Source organism: Otoolea muris (assembly GCF_943193115.1).
Lineage (GTDB): Bacteria > Bacillota > Clostridia > Lachnospirales > Lachnospiraceae > Otoolea > Otoolea muris.
In genome coordinates this window covers 1-18,005 of record NZ_CALPCY010000057.1, presented here as the reverse complement: position 1 = coordinate 18,005, position 18,005 = coordinate 1, and the positions used below count along the sequence as shown (strand labels likewise).

At 53.8% G+C, this 18,005-nt stretch carries 12 protein-coding genes and 1 pseudogene; 3 read left to right on the top strand and 10 right to left on the bottom strand.

Annotated features, from left to right (window positions below; translation table 11 throughout):
* Window position 1 precedes the first annotated feature (1 nt).
* From NFS31_RS22195 to miaB, 7 genes are all read right to left on the bottom strand, one after another.
* Window positions 2-328: a cupin domain-containing protein gene (locus tag NFS31_RS22195; protein ID WP_251500088.1), complete on the bottom strand. Its 327-nt coding sequence runs from the start codon at window positions 326-328 to the stop codon at window positions 2-4.
* Window positions 329-370: 42 nt separating this feature from the next.
* A complete protein-coding gene (locus NFS31_RS22190; RefSeq protein WP_251500085.1) occupies window positions 371-2,236 on the bottom strand; it encodes an RsiV family protein in 1,866 nt (621 codons plus the stop codon).
* Window positions 2,237-2,739: 503 nt separating this feature from the next.
* On the bottom strand, window positions 2,740-3,690 hold the full coding sequence (gene miaA, locus NFS31_RS22185) for a tRNA (adenosine(37)-N6)-dimethylallyltransferase MiaA (RefSeq protein ID WP_251500082.1): 951 nt from the start codon (window positions 3,688-3,690) through the stop codon (window positions 2,740-2,742).
* A gap of 160 nt (window positions 3,691-3,850) precedes the next feature.
* Window positions 3,851-6,037 carry a DNA mismatch repair endonuclease MutL gene (gene mutL / locus NFS31_RS22180; RefSeq protein ID WP_251500080.1) on the bottom strand — a complete coding sequence of 729 codons (2,187 nt, stop codon included), beginning with the start codon at window positions 6,035-6,037 and terminating at the stop codon, window positions 3,851-3,853.
* A 44-nt stretch (window positions 6,038-6,081) separates the two neighbouring features.
* Window positions 6,082-8,721: a DNA mismatch repair protein MutS gene (gene mutS / locus NFS31_RS22175; protein WP_251500077.1), complete on the bottom strand. Its 2,640-nt coding sequence runs from the start codon at window positions 8,719-8,721 to the stop codon at window positions 6,082-6,084.
* Window positions 8,722-9,030: 309 nt separating this feature from the next.
* Entirely contained in the window at window positions 9,031-10,380 is a 1,350-nt protein-coding gene (locus NFS31_RS22170; protein WP_251500074.1) for a L,D-transpeptidase, read from the bottom strand.
* Complete coding sequence (gene miaB / locus NFS31_RS22165) at window positions 10,364-11,848, bottom strand: tRNA (N6-isopentenyl adenosine(37)-C2)-methylthiotransferase MiaB (RefSeq protein WP_251500071.1); 1,485 nt, start codon at window positions 11,846-11,848, stop codon at window positions 10,364-10,366. Before miaB ends, NFS31_RS22170 begins: the two co-directional genes overlap by 17 nt.
* A 342-nt stretch (window positions 11,849-12,190) precedes the next feature.
* On the opposite strand from miaB, the pseudogene NFS31_RS22160 reads away from it, so the two are divergent.
* A pseudogene (locus NFS31_RS22160) lies at window positions 12,191-12,495 on the top strand (sigma-70 family RNA polymerase sigma factor); the annotation flags it as partial.
* A gap of 23 nt (window positions 12,496-12,518) precedes the next feature.
* Window positions 12,519-13,145, top strand: a complete 627-nt coding sequence (locus tag NFS31_RS22155; RefSeq protein ID WP_251500068.1) for a hypothetical protein — start codon at window positions 12,519-12,521, stop codon at window positions 13,143-13,145.
* 369 nt (window positions 13,146-13,514) lie between these two features.
* On the opposite strand, the gene NFS31_RS22150 is transcribed toward NFS31_RS22155, so the two are convergent.
* From NFS31_RS22150 to NFS31_RS22140, 3 genes are all read right to left on the bottom strand, one after another.
* Window positions 13,515-14,414 carry a phospholipase D-like domain-containing protein gene (locus NFS31_RS22150; protein ID WP_251500065.1) on the bottom strand — a complete coding sequence of 300 codons (900 nt, stop codon included), beginning with the start codon at window positions 14,412-14,414 and terminating at the stop codon, window positions 13,515-13,517.
* Window positions 14,415-14,578: 164 nt separating this feature from the next.
* Window positions 14,579-16,159, bottom strand: a complete 1,581-nt coding sequence (locus tag NFS31_RS22145) for a recombinase family protein (protein ID WP_331482816.1) — start codon at window positions 16,157-16,159, stop codon at window positions 14,579-14,581.
* Window positions 16,152-17,663, bottom strand: a complete 1,512-nt coding sequence (locus tag NFS31_RS22140) for a recombinase family protein (protein ID WP_251500063.1) — start codon at window positions 17,661-17,663, stop codon at window positions 16,152-16,154. The genes NFS31_RS22145 and NFS31_RS22140 overlap by 8 nt, the downstream gene beginning before the upstream one ends.
* A 221-nt stretch (window positions 17,664-17,884) precedes the next feature.
* Between NFS31_RS22140 and tnpA the strand changes: the two genes are divergently transcribed.
* On the top strand, window positions 17,885-18,005 hold a 121-nt coding region (tnpA, locus tag NFS31_RS28400), incomplete at its 3' end, for an IS66 family insertion sequence element accessory protein TnpA (RefSeq protein WP_416389494.1).

Here is an 18,005-nt window from a genome sequence, read left to right as displayed (position 1 = left end):
ATCAGTCAAAAATGATCAGGGCCATAAAGATCAGATCCGTATCGCCCGTATTCTCGATCCCGTGCCCCTGTCCGTTTGGCGTAAAGGTCTTATCCCCCACTGTGACGGGCCGGAGCGCGCCGTTATCATTGTACTCGCCCTGGCCTTTAATGATGTAGTAGGTCTCGCTCTCATTGTGGTGCTCATGATAGCCCAGAGAACAGCCCGGCGCGATCGTGACCTCCGCGAACATCTTGCACTTGCCGTTCAGCTCCTTTTCATCCAAAATGTGCTTCACAACCACACGGCCCTTTCCTCCGTTGGCGTTTTCTTTGATCACTGTCTGCATCCTAATGTTACCTCCTTACGTTTCTTTATAGTAATATATATTTCATTTTTGCAATATTTCTTTCAGCCGCAGCGCATCATACGGAACCACCGCCTCCGGAAAGCCCTCTGAATACGGCGCAATCGCATAGGGCGGGTAATAGAAGACGATCCCCTCCTCTGACAGATAAAAGTCAGACTCAAAGCTCACATCATCCGCAACCGTGTGCTCCAGATCCTCCGGGGACTCAAAGGCAAAATTGCGCTCCTCGGCCAGAGCTCGGAACGCCGCCCCTGCCAGGGCCTGCAGCTCCTCCTGGCTGTTATCCACAAGGTCAGACAGGCCGAGCCGGTTCCCTGTGGCCCTGTCAAATACAAAGTATTCCTTAAACGGGGCGCCGTGCGCGCCTCCGGTATACTCGCTTCCCACGGCTTCAATACAGAGGATCCCATCGCTCTGATAGGCGACATCCCCCATCAGCCATGTAAGGCTTGCCTGCGTGGTCGGGCTTTTCGCCAGCTCCCCGCCGTAGGCGAGAACCTCCTGCTGGCGCTCCTCCATCTGGAGATTCATCCGGTAAACCGCCTCTTCCCCGCCGGACAGTACCAGCCGTTCCGCATAGACCTCGACCGTCTCACCCTCCGACGCCTCGCTGGGGATGCTCTGTAACTCCGCCTCCACCCGGCCCAGGGACTTGAGAGGGGACTCATACAGCGCAGGCGCCAGAAGCTGCGCCTCCCCTCCAAACTCCGTCCGCGCCATATAAACGCCGTCTGTCTGGATCACCTGGCAGTATGCCGCATCCTTTGCGGCAAAAAAATTGCCATGGCCGTCCATTGCTCCCAGCATGCCCGGCTCCGTATAAATCCGGCCCGCCGGCTCCGGAGCCGCGCCTTTTCCTGACAGGCGGTAAAAATTCGTCTCCCCGACAATCCTCGAACCGCCGTCTGCCGAATAATACAGATATCCGTCGCGGTACTGCAGAAGCGTCAGGGGCTGCCCGCTCTCCAGCCACAGCTCCTTTTCAAGCGTCTCCACATCATAGCGCCAGCAGCGGCTCGCGCCGTTTCCGTCCTTAAGGAGGACAAAAAAGCAGTCCGCGCCAAAGACGGCCGACGACGTATTCGTCACCTCCGGAATCTCTCTTGCATTTCCTCCGTCCGCATCCGCAATCACAAGGCATGTCTCGCTCTGAACCGGCATATACCCGAACCGATCCACATAATAAGCGAGCGGCTTTCCATACAGCTCCCGGCAGCCCTGAGGCATTTTCGCGTAAACCGTCTCCGCCGGGGCGAGCTCCCCCGCCGTCTTTCCCTCCCCGTCCAACTGGTAGATAAAATTCATCTCCGCGCCGGAGGCATAGAGCACATGGTCCGAGGCGTAGAGCGCCACAGGAGGCGCGACCAGATCCGCCAGATGGAGCTCCTCCCCGCTCTCCAGATTCAGCATGTGAATGCCGTATAAATTCGCCGACGCCGTCGCCTCGTCCACATTTGTATCAAAATACAAGTTCCCCCCATAGACCCAAAACGTCTGGTTCAGCTCCCGCTCCCCAAACGCGCGGAGCGTCTCCATCTTTCCGCTCTCCTTGTCGATACAGCGGATCGCATTCCCATATTTAAAAAACAGCCGCCCGTCAGCCTCTATCATGCTCGCCGCATCGCCCACAGCCGCCGCGCTGTCCTCTGTCTCCGGCAAGGGACTGTCTGGTCCTTCCGTCTCTTCTACAGACGCTTCCTCCGCCGTCGGCTTCTGGCATCCGGCCATCGCCGCGGGCACAATCAATACCGCGGCCGCAAACGCGGCCGTAAAAAGGCGCGTCAGCATACGGCGTACCTTCCAAACGCCCGCCATGTTTGTCCTTCCTTTGTAACCTCTGCCCTCTTTGGCGCTTCCCGCTGCATGGTACGTCTTGTTCTGTCTCATAAATCTTTTTTAACCGTTCTGCCGCACAGTTTTTACCGCGCGGGACAGTTCCTGCCTCCTGTTGAAATCTTTGTTAAAAATCCCGTTACTACAGTGTAACCCGTTTTCGGGGGATTGTCAAAACAGAAGTGCATATTTAATAAAAATGTAATAAGTTGGTAGTCCGCAAGTTTAATCGTAAACGGTAGACAGGTTCTTTCCAAGCTTTGTTGACTTTACCTTAAAAAGTGGCAGTTGTAATGCATAAACGATACCTCATATGCTTTTTGGACAGCAATATTCTGCTTACAATTCAGATTATTTAGTCCCCAAAATGATATTGCTATACGCTTTTTTTGTAAAAGTCAAAATGCATGTAACAGTTCAGATAACCTGAACTGTTACATGCATTATCCGATCGCTTTATTGGTGTCGTAAAATTATCCGGCTTACAACATTTCCGTTTCCGGGGGGTACGTCACTCCTGTTCTTCCGTTCCTCCCCCCGCCCTTTATCCCTCCCTGTCACACACGCAGCTCCTCCATCACATGCGCCGCCACCCGCTCCAGATCGTTTCCGAAATCCGCGAGATTCAGCCAGCGGACCTCCCTCTCCCTCTTAAACCATGTGAGCTGGCGCTTAGCGAAATGCCTTGTGTCGCGCTTTATGATCCGCACCGCTTCGTCAAGGCTTATCTCGCCGTCTAAGTACGACAGAATTTCCTTATACCCAAGCCCCTGCATGGAAACCATATCCCGGCGGCAGCCCATGGCGCGAAGGCGCTCAACCTCCCCGACCAGCCCCTGCTCCATCATCTGATCGACGCGGCGGTCAATCCGCTCATAGAGCGCGGGGCGATCGGTTGTGAGAACATAATAATAGCTGTCAAACGCCGATTCCTTCTGCCGTTCCGCCTCATTGTGATCCGAAATCCGCATGCCGGTCTGGCGGTTAAATTCCAGAGCGCGGATCACGCGCTTTACATTATTGGCGTGGATCGCATCCGCGGCCCGGGGATCCACTTCGCGCAGCAGGGCGTGAATCGCCATAGGTCCCTCTCTCCCGGCCTTTTCCTCCATCTCCCGCCGGAATGCGGGATCCTCCGTGGTCTGTGTAAAATCAATATCGTAGAGCAGTGCCTGGATATAAAATCCGGTGCCTCCGGCCACGATGGGGACCGCGCCTCTGGAAGCGATATCCCTTACCGCTTCCCCGGCGAGCTGCTTGAAACGGGCGACATTAAATTCCTCAGACGGCTCCAGAATATCGATCAAATGGTGTCTCACCCCGCCCATCTCCTCTTCGGACACTTTTGCGGAACCGATGTCCATATGGCGGTACACCTGCATGGAGTCAGCGCTGATGATCTCGCCGCAAAGGCGCTTTGCGAGCGCTACCGACAGGGCTGTCTTTCCCACCGCAGTGGGCCCTGTCACGATAATCAGGCGCTGTTTTTGTCCATTCATCCGTATCATGCCAAAACTCCTTTCCGATATCATGATCCACCCGCAGGCGTTCCGATAACCTGCGCCATAAAATGCTTCACGGCTCTGTCGGAGAAATATCCGGCGCAATCTGGTAAATTTTTTCTGCACAGTCCCTAACCGTTCCGGCTGCCTGAACGATTGCGTGCTCTCACACGATCCTCTTAAATTTCTTCTCCAGCTCGCGCCTGCTCATGGCAATGATCGTCGGCCGCCCGTGCGGGCATGCATACGGGTTTTCCAGTGTCAGGAGCTCGTCGATCAGGAAATTTGCCTCCGCCGCTGACATTGCGTGGTTTCCCTTGACAGCCGCCTTGCACGACATGGAGGCGATCTTTTCCCGGATCAGATCCGGCGTCCCGCTATCCAGGCCGTCCGTCAGCCCGTCTATCATTTCCATGAGCAGATCCTTTTTGGCAATGGAAAAGAGATTGGCCGGAACGGCCCGCACCGCGTACTCCTTCCCGCCAAAGGGCTCTATCTCAAAGCCCATGGAGGCAAACTCCTCCCCGTGCCGCTGCAGGATCAGCTCCTCGCCGCTGTTTAAGGTCAGGATAATGGGGGGAACCACCATCTGCGAGGTATACTCCCTCGTCTTCAGGGATTTCATGGTCCTCTCATACAAAACCTTCTCGTGCGCCGCGTGCTGATCAATGATATATAAGCTGTCTTCAAACTGCACCAGCCAGTATGTGCCAAAAAGCTGCCCCAAAAGGACATGCCGCGCGCGGGAACTCCCGGACAGAAGCTTTTCCTCAAACAGATCAAGCTGCTTCGGTTTTTCGGACATGGCGGGCGCTTCCTTTTCCCGTTTTCCCGCCCCCTTAGCCTCTTTTACGTTCTCCCCAGCCTCCGTTTTCCCGTCCAGGAAAGATTTGCAAGACTCTGCCGCGGCCGCCGTCTCCCTCTGTGGCTGCCCGCTGCCGCCATAAGGCGCATCTTCCTCCCGAATGACAGCGCCCGGAACCTCCCGGGACGCTTCGGATTTAATCTCCGGGCCCGCCGCCCCGGAGATTGGCTCTGCCGCCCCGGAAAACGGCTCCGCCGCTCCGGGCGCTGACGCGCTGAAAACCTGCTCCCTCAGCCGGTTCGTCTCAAACGGCTCCGGCCGCGGCCCGCGCTGGATCCGTTCCTTTTCCTTTGCCCGGACCTCCTTTAACACAGGCCGGGCGCCGGAGGATCCCGCTCCTTCTTTGCCGCTTACCGCGTCTCTGCCGCCTTCTTCACTTCCCCCGCCTGCGCTGATCCCCGCGCCTGCCTGCGCTCCGCTCTCACTGTCCCTGCCCGTTCCCGCGCCGGCGCGCCGGCCGTTTCCCGACACCGGCGGCAGGCTGACCTTTGGTATCAGCTCGCGCCTGGAGAGCGCCATGGACAGGCTGTGGTATACCATCCGGTATATCATTTCCCCGTCCCGAAAACGCAGCTCCATCTTGGCCGGGTGGACATTCACATCCAGAAAGCTCTGATCAATCGTAAACTGCAGCATCGTAAACGGATACTTATGCTGCATCATATACGGCTTATACGCCTCCTCAATGGCCTTATTGATAATGCTGCTCTTAATATACCGCCCATTGATAAAATAATTCTCAAAATTCCGGTTTCCCCTGGCGATCAGCGGCTTGCCGATATACCCCGACACGCTCACCGGCGCGGCCCCGGCCTCCACAGGCACAAGATTTCCCGCGATCTCCCGCCCGAACACCGTATAGATAATGTCCTGCAGGCGATGGTTCCCGGACGTATGGAGCTTACTCTGCTTATTCTGAATATACCGGATCGAGATCTCCGGATGCGAAAGCGCCAGCTTTTCCACGAGATCCGCCACATGCGCGCCCTCGGTCACAGGCGTCTTTAAAAACTTCCTCCGCGCAGGCGTATTATAAAACAGATCCCGCGCAATAAACGTCGTGCCCTCCGGCGCCCCAATCTCCTCCAGCCCCAGCTCCTCCCCGCCCTCAATCCGATAGCGGGAGCCGGAAATCGAGCCCCCCGTCTTCGTAATCAGCTCCACCTTCGCCACCGAGGCAATACTCGAAAGCGCCTCCCCGCGAAACCCCAGCGAGGCCACGCTGAACAGATCCTCCACTGTCCGTATCTTGCTCGTCGCATGGCGCTTAAAAGCCAGCGCGATCTCCTCCTTCGGGATCCCGCATCCATTATCCGTCACCCGGATCATCGAAAGCCCCCCGTCCCGGATCTCGACCGTCACCGCCGTCGCCTTTGCGTCAATCGCATTCTCCAGAAGCTCCTTCACCACCGACGAGGGCCGTTCAATCACCTCCCCGGCCGCGATCTGGTTAATCGTATTCTGATCCAACACCTGAATATTCGCCATACTGCCGCCTCCTGCCCCAAAACTCAGCCCGGAGCATATAATCTTCACCCATTCGTCCACCGGTTCCGAAGCCTGGCCTGAAGCTTATCCAGCGTATTCAGCGCATCGATCGGCGACATCCGGTTCAGCTCCAGCTCCAGGATCTCCTTAATAATCTCCTGCTCGCTCACCGTGTCAAACATACTCATCTGCTTTAGCTCCAGCTCGTCCGCCTTGGCCACGCGCCGCTTTCCCTGCTGTGACGCCCCCTGCGCAAGCTCCCTGGCGCGCACCGTAATATCCGCGTCGCTCAGTTCCTGCACCAGCTCCCGCGCGCGCGCGATCACCGGCTCCGGGACGCCGGCCAGCCGGGCCACCTGGATACCGTAGCTCTTATCCGCGCCCCCCTTTACGATCTTTCGCAGGAACACAATGTTCTCCCCCTGCTCCTTGACCGCGATGCAGTAGTTATTCACCCCGGAAAGCGCGCCCTCCAGCTCCGTCAGCTCATGGTAATGGGTGGCAAAGAGCGTCTTGGCCCCCAGGATCCTGGGATTGCTGATATATTCCACCACGGCCCAGGCGATGGAAAGCCCGTCAAAGGTGCTCGTCCCGCGCCCGATCTCGTCCAGGATGAGGAGGCTGTTTTTTGTGGCGTTCCGCAGAATATTCGCCACCTCAGTCATTTCCACCATAAACGTGCTCTGGCCGCTGGCGAGATCGTCCGAAGCCCCGACTCTCGTAAAGATCCGGTCGCACAGGCCGATATCCGCCTCCTCGGCCGGCACAAAGCTGCCGATGTGGGCCATCAGCGTAATCAGGGCCGTCTGGCGCATGTAAGTGGATTTTCCGGCCATGTTGGGGCCGGTAATGATCGAAATCCTGTTTTTTCCGTTGTCCAGGACCGTATCATTGGGCACAAAGGAATCGCTGCCCATCATCCGCTCCACGACCGGATGGCGGCCGTTTTTGATGCGGATTACGCCCTTTTCATTGATGTGGGGCTTAACGTAATTATAGCGGGTCGATACGGATGAAAGCGAGGCCAGGACGTCCGTCATGGCAATGGCCCTGGCGCTTTTCTGGATGCGTTTCACCTCCCCGGCCACGGTGTCGCGCACCTGGCAGAAGAGATCATACTCCAGGGCAGACAGCTTGTCCTCCGCCCCCAGGATCAGATCCTCCAGCTTTTTTAGGCGGTCCGTGGTATAGCGCTCCGCATTCGTCAGAGTCTGCCTGCGCACAAAGTAGCCGGGAACCATGTCCTTAAAGGAATTCGTCACCTCAAAATAATAGCCGAATACCTTATTGAACTTGATTTTTAAGTTTTTAATGCCCGTCTTTTCCCGCTCTTCCCGTTCCAGCTCGGCCAGCCATCCCTTGCCCTCGGTCTTCGCCTGGCGCAGATGATCCGCCTCCTCGTTGTAGCCCTCGCGGATCATTCCGCCCTCGCGCACAGAGAGCGGCGGATCCTCCTCAATGGCCGCGGCAATCAGCTCCTGCAGATCCGTAAGCGGGTCGAGATCTTCCTCTGTCCGTTTTAAAAGTCCGCCGGAAAACTCCTGCAAAAGGCGCTTGATGTGCGGCAGCATCTCCACTGAACGGCAGAAGGCGACGAGATCCCTGGGCCCCGCCGTCTTATAGCTGATCCGCCCCATAAGGCGCTCCAGATCATAGATGGAATGTAAATATTCGCTGATCTCCTCCCTGGAAATGTAGTTCATATTCAGCTCTTCCACGGCATTCTGGCGCAGGATTATCTCCTCCCGGTCAATCAGGGGCTGTTCGATAAAGCTCCGCAGCAGCCTGGCCCCCATGGCCGTTTTCGTGCGGTCCAGCACCCACAAAAGCGTCCCCCGCTTCTGCTTTTCCCGCAGCGTCTCCAGAAGCTCCAGATTGCGGCGCGTGGAAACATCAAGCATCATAAACTGCCCGGCCATGTACGGGGAAATGCGCGTGATGTGCGTCAGGCTGTTTTTCTGCGTCTCATAGAGGTACTTAAGCGCCGCCCCGGCCGCGATCGCGCCGATCCCGTAATCGCCGAGCCCCAGCCCGTCTAAGTGATGCACGTGGAAATGCTCCTTTAAGAGTCCGCGGCAGCCCTCATCCGAAAAGAAGCGGCTCTCCAGCGAGGAGATCACAATCCCCAGCCGCTCCTTAAGCTCCCCGAAATCAATGCCGGACATGCAGAACGCCTCATTGCAGACGAGCTCCGGCGGGCTGAATTTAAAAATCTCATCCATGAGCGCCCGCTCGGATTTGACCTCTGTCACCAGAAAATCGCCGGTGCTGACATCCACCGCCGAAAGGCCGAACACATTGTCCATGTACACAACGCTCATCAGGTAATTATTCTTCGTCTCCTCAAGCACCTGGGAATTTGTGAGCGTCCCGGGCGTCACGACGCGGATGACCTCCCGCTTTACAAGGCCCTTTGCCGCCTTCGGATCCTCCATCTGCTCCGCAATGGCCACCTTATAGCCCTTTTTGACCAGACGGTTCAAATATCCCTCCACCGCGTGATACGGAACGCCGCACATCGGCGCGCGCTCCTCAATGCCGCAGTCCTTTCCGGTCAAAGTAAGCTCCAGCTCCCGGGATACGGTCTGCGCATCCTCAAAGAACATCTCATAAAAATCGCCCAGCCTGTAAAACAGGATACAGTCCGGATACTCCTTTTTCGTATCCAGATAGTGTGTCATCATTGGTGAAAGCACCGCATTTACCTCTCTTCATAAATATCAGGAACCGTTACTGCTCACATCCCTGCCCTCGGTGTTTTTGCGGCCTTCACTCACAAAAACACCCCGCGTCTCCCGGCGTGTATATAGTAATCAGGAACTGCCCAAAAATAACTTGTGCATCCGGCTTCGCCTGAAAACCATCTGCACAAGTTATTTTCTGACAGTTCCTTATTTCACAGCCGCACCCTTGTCTGTCATCTGCCCTGTATCCGGTATGCGGACAGAGAACGGCGAATCCGCCATGAAATCATCTTTCATGACAATACCTATCTACTGAAACAGCGGATCCGACGGATCCCAGCGCTGCTGCTCGGAAATCGGGATCAGCTCCGGCTTGTCAAACGGGGATGCTACGTTCGGATCCTCATAGATCTGAACCGAGGTCCCAAGCGCGCAGTTGTCATAGATCCACTTGGAATTGCCGCATGTTAAGCGCACGCAGCCGAGCGAGCGCGTCACCCCGAGCCCGTTGTAGCCCACAGTCAGAAGGGAATCCTCCTTTGTGTGCTCATATGTAATGGAGTGAAGCAGGAAACCCTGCGTAATCCGCGTCGCGTACTGGGTATAGGTGTCATTGACCATCAGCCTCCAGCGGTATTTCTCCGGCGTCTTAAAGGTTCCGATCGGCGTGTCGTCGCCCACAGAGGTCAGCATGGCCTTCACAGGGATAATATAGCCGTTGTCCCCGTCCTTTGCATAAACTGTTAAGCAGTTTAAGGTCTTGTTCACCTTCAGGAGATAGCTCGACTGCTTTCCGATCAGGGCGTCTACATCCTGGATCAGGCGTCCCCAGGAGTCAAAGCAGAACTTAAGGCCGTCTACATAGTGCCAGCCCGTCAGCGCCACGCCATCCACGAAATAGTAGCGCTCATGGTCATGGGACATCCAGCCGTTGTAGCCGGTCCCGTCCTCATTGAACATGATCGTCCCGTTCTCAGCCAGCACCAAGCGGTCTGAAATGTTGGAACGGTATCTCGGCGCGCCGCTCTGCGGAGCCTGGCCTCCCTTGGGAACCATCACGACCTCCACGGACATCAGCTTTTCACCGATATCCTTCGTCCCGGCCAGCTCCCCGTTCTTCGCATAACCCATCTTGCCCTGGCCGGAGGAGGTCACGCTGTAGTAAATATCAAACTGCTTCTCCGCCTCTCCGGTGAGCTGTAGCTGAATCGCCTCCACATAGCTCCCGTCGCCGGCCACGCCGGTCGGAAGGCCGTCATGATACCACCATAAGAAACCGCCCGTGTTTGTATAGGCGCGGTAGGAAACGCCGCCTATCCCCGGAAAATTCATCAGGTTAAAGGAAAGCGCCGTCACATCGCCGTGACTTTCATACGCATAATTCACAGCCGTATGGATCGCGGTGTTCTGCTCCGCGGGCGGCTGTTCCGGCTGGCCCTGCTGATCCTGCTGATCCTGCTGGCCCTGCTGATCCTGATTCTGCTGCCCGTTCGTATCCTGCGCGCCCATGCCGTCGCCCGCCGGGCTCTGGCCCTGGCTCTGCTGAGGCGGCTGCGCCCCGTTCGCCTCGTCGGCCGGCCCTGCAAACGCCGTAAAGCTGCTTCCGGCTATCATCGCCGCGGACAGTGCAATCGCCAGCCCCCTATAATGCTTTTTCATGATCTGTAACCTCCATTTTATTTTCCCTCAAAGAACCCATGTAGTAAAACCCTCTGGATTCCTCCAGGTATACGTCCACGATCGTCCCGATCAGCTCCTGCCCTCCGGCAAAATGAACGATTGTGTTATTGGAAAGGCGTCCTGTCAGCCATCCGTCCAGATGGCTGTCCCTCTCCTCAGCCAGTACCTTTCTGACCGTATGCACATCCCGGCCGCAGACCCCGGCGGAAATCTCCTGGACCTCCTTCAGAAGGCGGTCAAAGCGCCGTTTCACCACATCGTCCGGAACCTGCCCGTCCATCGCGGCCGCCGCCGTGCCCGTCCGCCTAGAATAGATAAAGGTGAACGCGCTGTCAAAGCGCGCCTTCCTCACCACATCCAGCGTCTCCTCAAAGTCCTCTTCCGTCTCTCCCGGAAAGCCGACAATGATATCCGTTGTCAGCGATATATCAGGAATGGCCCGGCGGAGCTTCTCCGTCAGAGCCAGGTACTGCTCTTTCGTATAATTGCGGTTCATCTTTTTTAAGATCCGGCTGCTCCCGGACTGAAGCGGCAGATGCATGTGGCGGCAGATCGTGTCCGACCGGCTCATCACCTCAATCAGCTCGTCCGACAGATCCTTGGGGTGCGGCGTCATAAAACGGATCCGTTTCAGGCCCTCAATCCCCTCAACCCGCTTAAGAAGTTCTGCAAAGCTGACTGGAGGCGTGAGCGTCTTCCCGTAGGAGTTCACATTCTGGCCCAGAAGCATGACCTCAACCACCCCGTCCTTTACCAGCTCCCGGATCTCGCGCACGATATCATCCGGCGCGCGGCTTCTCTCCCGTCCTCTCACGTAAGGAACAATGCAGTAACTGCAAAAATTGTTGCAGCCAAACATGATATTCACCCCAGATTTGAACGGAAACTTGCGATCCCCCGGAAGCGCCTCCACAATCTCTCCCGTATTCTCCCAGACATCGATCACCATGGAGCGTTCCTCCATCCGTCTGTAAAGCAGCTCGGCAAGCTTGTAAATATTGTGGGTCCCGAAAATAATATCCACATGGCGGTAGCTTTTTCTAAGGCGCTCCACCACATGCGGCTCCTGCATCATGCACCCGCACAGGGCGATGAGCATGTCCGGATTCTTTTTCTTTAAGCTGTTTAAATGCCCCAGGCGGCCGTATACCCGCTGGTTCGCGTTCTCACGCACTGTGCACGTATTATAAAGGACAAAATCCGAGTCCTCCCCGTCCCCCCTGGCGAACCCGGCCGCCAGAAGCACGCCCATCAGCCGCTCTGAATCGTGCGCGTTCATCTGGCACCCGAAGGTCTGTATAAAAGCAGTCGGAACGCGGCCCTTTTTCTCAAAAAAACGCTTTGTGTACTGCCGGCATTTCTCTATAAAATACTGCTGCCTCGCCGGCTCATCCTGCGGCGCTTCTGAAGGCATGCCGGTTCTGTCAAAATCTTTCCTGGCGTTCATGTCCCTTAAAACCCTTCTGTCAATTCCGTAACCGTCCAGCCGCGATCCCGGCTGGGCTGTTATGATTTTCATGCATTAGTTAATATTACTATAACAAGGGAAAATGATCAAGCGCATTTTTTTTACGAAATCGCACAAAAATGATAGAAATCTTACTTTTTTGGCATTTGGGAGGGGCTGTGGGATTCCCGTTTCTGCAGCGGATCCGAACCTCATCCCCTTATTTGTCAAGGCCCTCTCTCCTTCTTTTACAGGAAATTTTTTTCAACCTCCGCCCCGTATAAATCCGCCCAAATCCGTCCATCATTCTTGTATAAATAGAATGATGCGGAGGTAAGGTACATGGCTGTTTATAAAGTGGAAATATGCGGAGTGAATACCTCTAAGCTCCCTCTTCTCAGCAATGCTGAAAAGGAGGAACTGTTCAAACGTATTTTAAACGGTGACAAAGAAGCCAGGGAACAGTATATCAAGGGGAACCTTCGTCTTGTCTTAAGCGTCATCCAGCGCTTTTCCAGCAGCAATGAAAATGTGGACGACCTCTTCCAGATCGGCTGCATCGGCCTCATCAAGGCCATTGATAATTTTGACATTACACAGAACGTGCGGTTTTCTACCTATGCAGTTCCCACCATATTATCTTGTCGAGAAGCAAAAGAAAGGCATCAAAATGACGAGAAAACAAACATTGATCCGGGCAATTTCCATGCTGGAGCAATTGCCGCAGGATGAAGAAGTAAAAGCAGTACAGAAAACCTTACAGGAACTCGCCGATGATCTCCCTGTCACAGGCTGGGATGAAAAAACGATCTTTGACACTGTTGAACAGTTCTTTCTGGATCATGGCCGATATCCCAATGCTAAAGAATTCGAGAGCAGGGGGCTCCCCTCGCACCCGACCATTGCCAATCGGTTTGGGATGACCGTCGTGGAGTTTTTAGATATCTTCTATCCACAGAGGCTTGATTTTGTCCGAAGATCCACCCGTAAATATAAGGCGCATCCAAAAGAATATTGGCTCGGTATCTTTAAAGAACAAATGGAAAAACACCAGATCCGCACTGCATCTGAATATAACCATAAAAGAACCGACGGGCCCGGATGGGCATACATAGCGCACCTTTTTGGTCTTAGCAACTGGAACTGCTTACTCTCATACGCCGGCCTGCAGATCCCCCAAAAGCCAGCGCCAAAAGAAAGAACACCGTTTACTGTGTCCAGGCGTATCAACCATTCTGATTTAAAGACCTTAAAGCAGATTCAGGAGCAGATCCGCCAATGTATGCTTCCAAAATGAAAACAGGAGAACACGCGAATGGCAGTCATCCTATTTTTTCGCAATCGAGTAGGAGGGGGGACTCCCCTCCGCCCTCTCACACCATATTGCGTGTCCAGATTGATACAATTTTTGAGTGGGTGCTATCGTTTTCAAATTTACCGCAAACGCTCTGAAATCAACACTTTTCAGAAAGGCCGATGTATCCCCGCATAAGCGACTATCGTTTTCTTAATTAAAATTGCCGCACTTTCGATATTCCAGAATGTAAAAAATAACGATAGCCTGTTTTTCAGCGTGGCTATCGTTATTTTTTGCACCCAAAGGACTTTGCACATTTTTGATTTCCAACTAAATGAAAATTAGTAAAATTTCCTATTAACCTGCAACTTACCCTATCACGTATTCATCCATGACATAATTAGAAGTATATCTTTCTTTCCATAGAACTTGGATAATATTTTCACCATCATCTTTATAAATAGGTTTCCATCCATATATACCCACTGCATGTATAATTGGACAGCCCATTCTATCACTTCGCACTTTTGACAAATACCTGCTTATTTCATAATCTAATGATCTTTTACGCTCCTGCTCATTTATCGTGAATCCGTTCAAAAAATCTTCTTCATCCATGTCTGAGTATCTTTCAAAAATTCCCATTAAATTGATATAAACAGAGACATCAAAAAATTCATTATTGACCCATTTCAAATCACCACATCCACAAACCTCATAAATATCAGCTTTTGTTTGGTAATAGCCTTCTTGTTCAAATACACATAAATACGCTTTAGGTTGTCCGCAGCTTTCACAAATTTCCGGCTTTTTCAATCTAATAAAATCATCTATTGATAACGACCATATTGTTTCAAATTGTGAAACATATCCTTCTACTAAAGCTCTATCATGACTAATAGACAAATCCTCAAAATTATTTTCATTTGCATTCTTTGTCCAATTAAATGATCCCATCATGCACATCGTTTTATCAATAACGCAAAATTTATGATGCATATAGTTTGAATTCTTTGGCATTTGAATCATTTTAAATTGCAATCCATTATTTTGTAAATCCTTTATAAATCCTGCATACCTAGCATTTTTGACATCATCATTAACTACAATCCTAATATTGACACCATTCTGCAATAACTCATAAATGGTACTTCCATATTCATTAAAATTAATCCATGCAACAGCAATTACAACACTATGTTTTGCTGTTTTAAGTGCTTCTATAACAATATCCCTTTGGTTTTCACAGAAAACTCCATCATATATCATACCAACACTCCTTTTCAATTTTGACTTACTAAAAATTCCTAGCATCAAAATTATACCTCAACTCTTCACAAATTTCCATACACAGTAATTACTCTATTTCCAAGCACAGAAAAAAGCGGCGGGAAGCATCTGGCACAAAACCGATGCCCCGGCCGCTTCTGGCTTTAAATCTCCGTCACTACTTCCACGCCGTTACGGAAGGTGAACACCACCTCGCCGTCCGAATAGACCGTTGCGTAATCCACAAGCCTGTGGAACAGCTTCTTGTTGAAATCCACCGGCAACTCCACCGTCTCGCTGAGCCCCGCAAGGAAGCCGCTGAAAATGTCGTACTGGATTTCCTTTCTCTCCCGCTCTTTTTCCAGGCTGTCTATCCGGCTCTCCAAGGCTGCATAGCGGCTGACATAACCGTCGTACTTTCTGTGGTAATCGTGCTGGTCAAGTTTCCGGGTGGCGTTCTCATCGACCAGCTTCTGGATCAGCCCCGCGGTCACCTCCATCTCGCTGCTGACCGCCTCCATCTCCGTGTCGATGGAACCACAGTCTGCCAGGGCTTCCATCACCGCCCGGCAGTCACCGATGATCTCCTCCCGCTTCTCCATCAGGATACCGGCCGCCTCAAGGAACAGCTCCTTTATCCGCTGCTCGTACAGATGGGGCGTGGCGCACTTGCTCTCACCCTTGAATTTGGCATTGCACTGCCATACCGTCCGCTTGTACTTACTGTTGGAATGCCAGACCTTGGAGCCGAAATATTCGCCGCAGTCCCCGCATTTCAGCTTTGCCGAGAACGGGCTACAGCAGTTATGGCTCCGCCCCAGGTTCCTCCTCCTCTGTATCTCCATCTGCACGAGCTGCCACTCCGCAGGCTCGATGATGGCGTCATGGCTGCCCTCCACGTAATACTGCGGCACCTCTCCTTCGTTCGCCTTGCGTTTCTTGGAAAGGAAATCCACCGTATAGCACTTCTGCAGGCGGGCATCGCCTTTATACTTTTCGTTGGAGAGGATATTCTCCACTGTCCTGTGCCGCCATGTTTCCTTCCCCGTGGGCGTCGGGATGTTCCTCTCCGTCAGATATTTTGCGATGGCGTAGGGCGTCTGCCCTTGCATGAACAGCCGGTAGATGAGCCGCACCGTCTCCGCCTCTTCCGGCACAACCTCCATCTGCCCGTCCTCCCCTTTCCGGTATCCGAGGAAGGAGCTGTAGGCCAGGCTGACCTTGCCGTCCGCAAACCGCTTCCGTTTTCCCCATGTCACGTTTTCCGAAATGGAGCGGGACTCTTCCTGCGCCAGCGAGGACATGATGGTGATGAGCAGCTCGCCCTTGGAATCAAGCGTGTAGATGTTCTCTTTCTGGAAATAAACCTCCACGCCTTTCTCCTTCAGCTTCCGGACCGTGGTGAGGCTGTCCACCGTGTTCCTTGCGAAGCGGCTCACGGATTTGGTCACAATGAGGTCTATTTTTCCGTCCAGCGCATCCTGCACCATCTGGTTAAAACCGCTCCGGTGCCTTGTATCAGTTGCACTTATGCCCTCGTCCGTATAGACGTTTACGAATTCCCATTCCGACCGGGACTTGATGTAGTTGGTGTAATAATCCACCTGCGCCTCGTAGCTGGTGAGCTGCTCCTCGCTGTCCGTGCTGACGCGGGCGTATCCGGCAGTCTTCCGCTTTGCCACCGCATCATTCCTTACCCCGGTGTGCAGGTTTCTTGTCGCCGGTATCACTGTCACATTAGGCATTGCCATCCCCCTCCTTTCCGGCGCCAGTGTTCCCTGCGCGCATTTCTTTCATCATGCGGCTCACCGTCTGCCTGTGGGCATCCGAAGCCTCCCTGTCGTTCCAGTATGCCTTCATCTTTTCGCTCTGCCGCCGGCGCTGCTCCTCCGGGAATTCGCGCCCCTTCCAGTATTCCTTCATCCGCTCACTGTGCCGTCGGCGCTGTTCCTCCGTCTGCTTCCTTCCGGAGTTTTTCAGGCTGATCTGCCGTTTCTGCTCCTCCGTGCAGATATGCACCACTTCATGTTCCTGCCACTGTTTAACGGTTTCTTTCCCGTTTTTTAAGCAGAATACCAAGGTGCGGTTTTCCTCTGCTCTGATAGCCGTTATCTTATCCCTGACGGCATCCTCCGTCACCCCGCCGCCAAGCACCTCGGCAGTGAGCCGGAAAAGCTCATCCTCTGGAATGATGTCTGCGCCGCAGTGTTCCAGCCCTTCTTTCCTCCGCGTCCTGCAGGTCCATGTCCGGTATGCAGGCGCACCCGACCGGATGTAATTCTTCCCACAGCGGCAGCACCTCACCATGCCGGTAAAAGGGTATGTCGGCGTTTCCGTCCCTTCCTTATGTTTGAAATGCTCCGCCCTGCGTCTGATTTCCTCCTGCACCTGGTTGAACGTGTCCATGTCAATGATAGCCTCATGGGTACCGGTGGCATGGTACATCGGCTTCCCGCCGGTATTCCTGATGCACTTCTTCGTGATGTGGTTCTCGCGGTAGGTTTTCTGCAGGAGCAGATTTCCAGTATATGCATAATTGCGGAGCAGCTTTAAAATGGGGCTCCTGCTCCACTTGTTCCCAAGCCTCGTCTTTATGCCCATGGCGTTCAGGCGATCCCGGATGGCGGTCGCCCCCATCCCCTCCAGGTACCAGTCAAATATCATCCGCACGGTCTCCGCTTCCTCTGGCACGATTTCGTACCTGCCGTTTACGTTTCGGTAGCCGAGCAGCGTGCTGCTCCACGGCTTCCCTTCCTCAAAATTCTTCTTGATGCGCCACTTCTGGTTCTCGCTTGCCGACCGGCTCTCCTCCTGCGCATAGGAAGCAAGCACCGTCAGCATCAGCTCCCCATCTGTACTCAGCGAATGGATATTCTGCTCCTCAAAATAAACATCCACGCCAATCTGCTTCAGTTCCCGCACCGTTTCCAGCAGCGTCACCGTGTTCCTGGCAAAGCGTGAGATTGATTTGGTCAGCACCATGTCAATCTTCCCTGCCCTGCAGTCCGCCAGCAGGCGCACGAAATTCTCCCTGGTGTCCTTCGTCCCGGTCCGTGCCTCGTCCGCATAGACCCCGGCGTACTCCCATCCGCTGTGGTTCTGGATCAGGCCGCTGTAGTAGCTGACCTGCGCCTCCAGTGAGTGCAGCATGGCATCTTTGCCGGACGATACACGGCAGTATGCGGCCACGTTCTTATCCCGCGGGAGCTCCGGAATGCCGAAGGCCACCTGCGTCACTTTCCTGCCCATGTTGTCATCCCTCCTTGTATCAATTCCTGCCACTTCGGGCGTACCGTAAGCGATGAATAACCCACCGTTCCACAGGAACTTGATTTTGCTCTATAATGGTATCAGCTTGGAGCGGATGTCCACATCAGTTCTTGATAAAGTAGCCCGGCAGCCGTTTATTGCTTTTCCTGCGGCTCCACTACTGCCATCCATTCCAAAAATAATAATCAGGAGATGATGCTATGTCAGAGAAAAAGAAAACCCGCAGTGACCAGGAATGGCTGGAGCTGATCCAGGAATGCCGCACGAGCGGCCTGCCTGACAGAGAATGGTGCCGGCTGCATTCCATATCCATAAAAACAT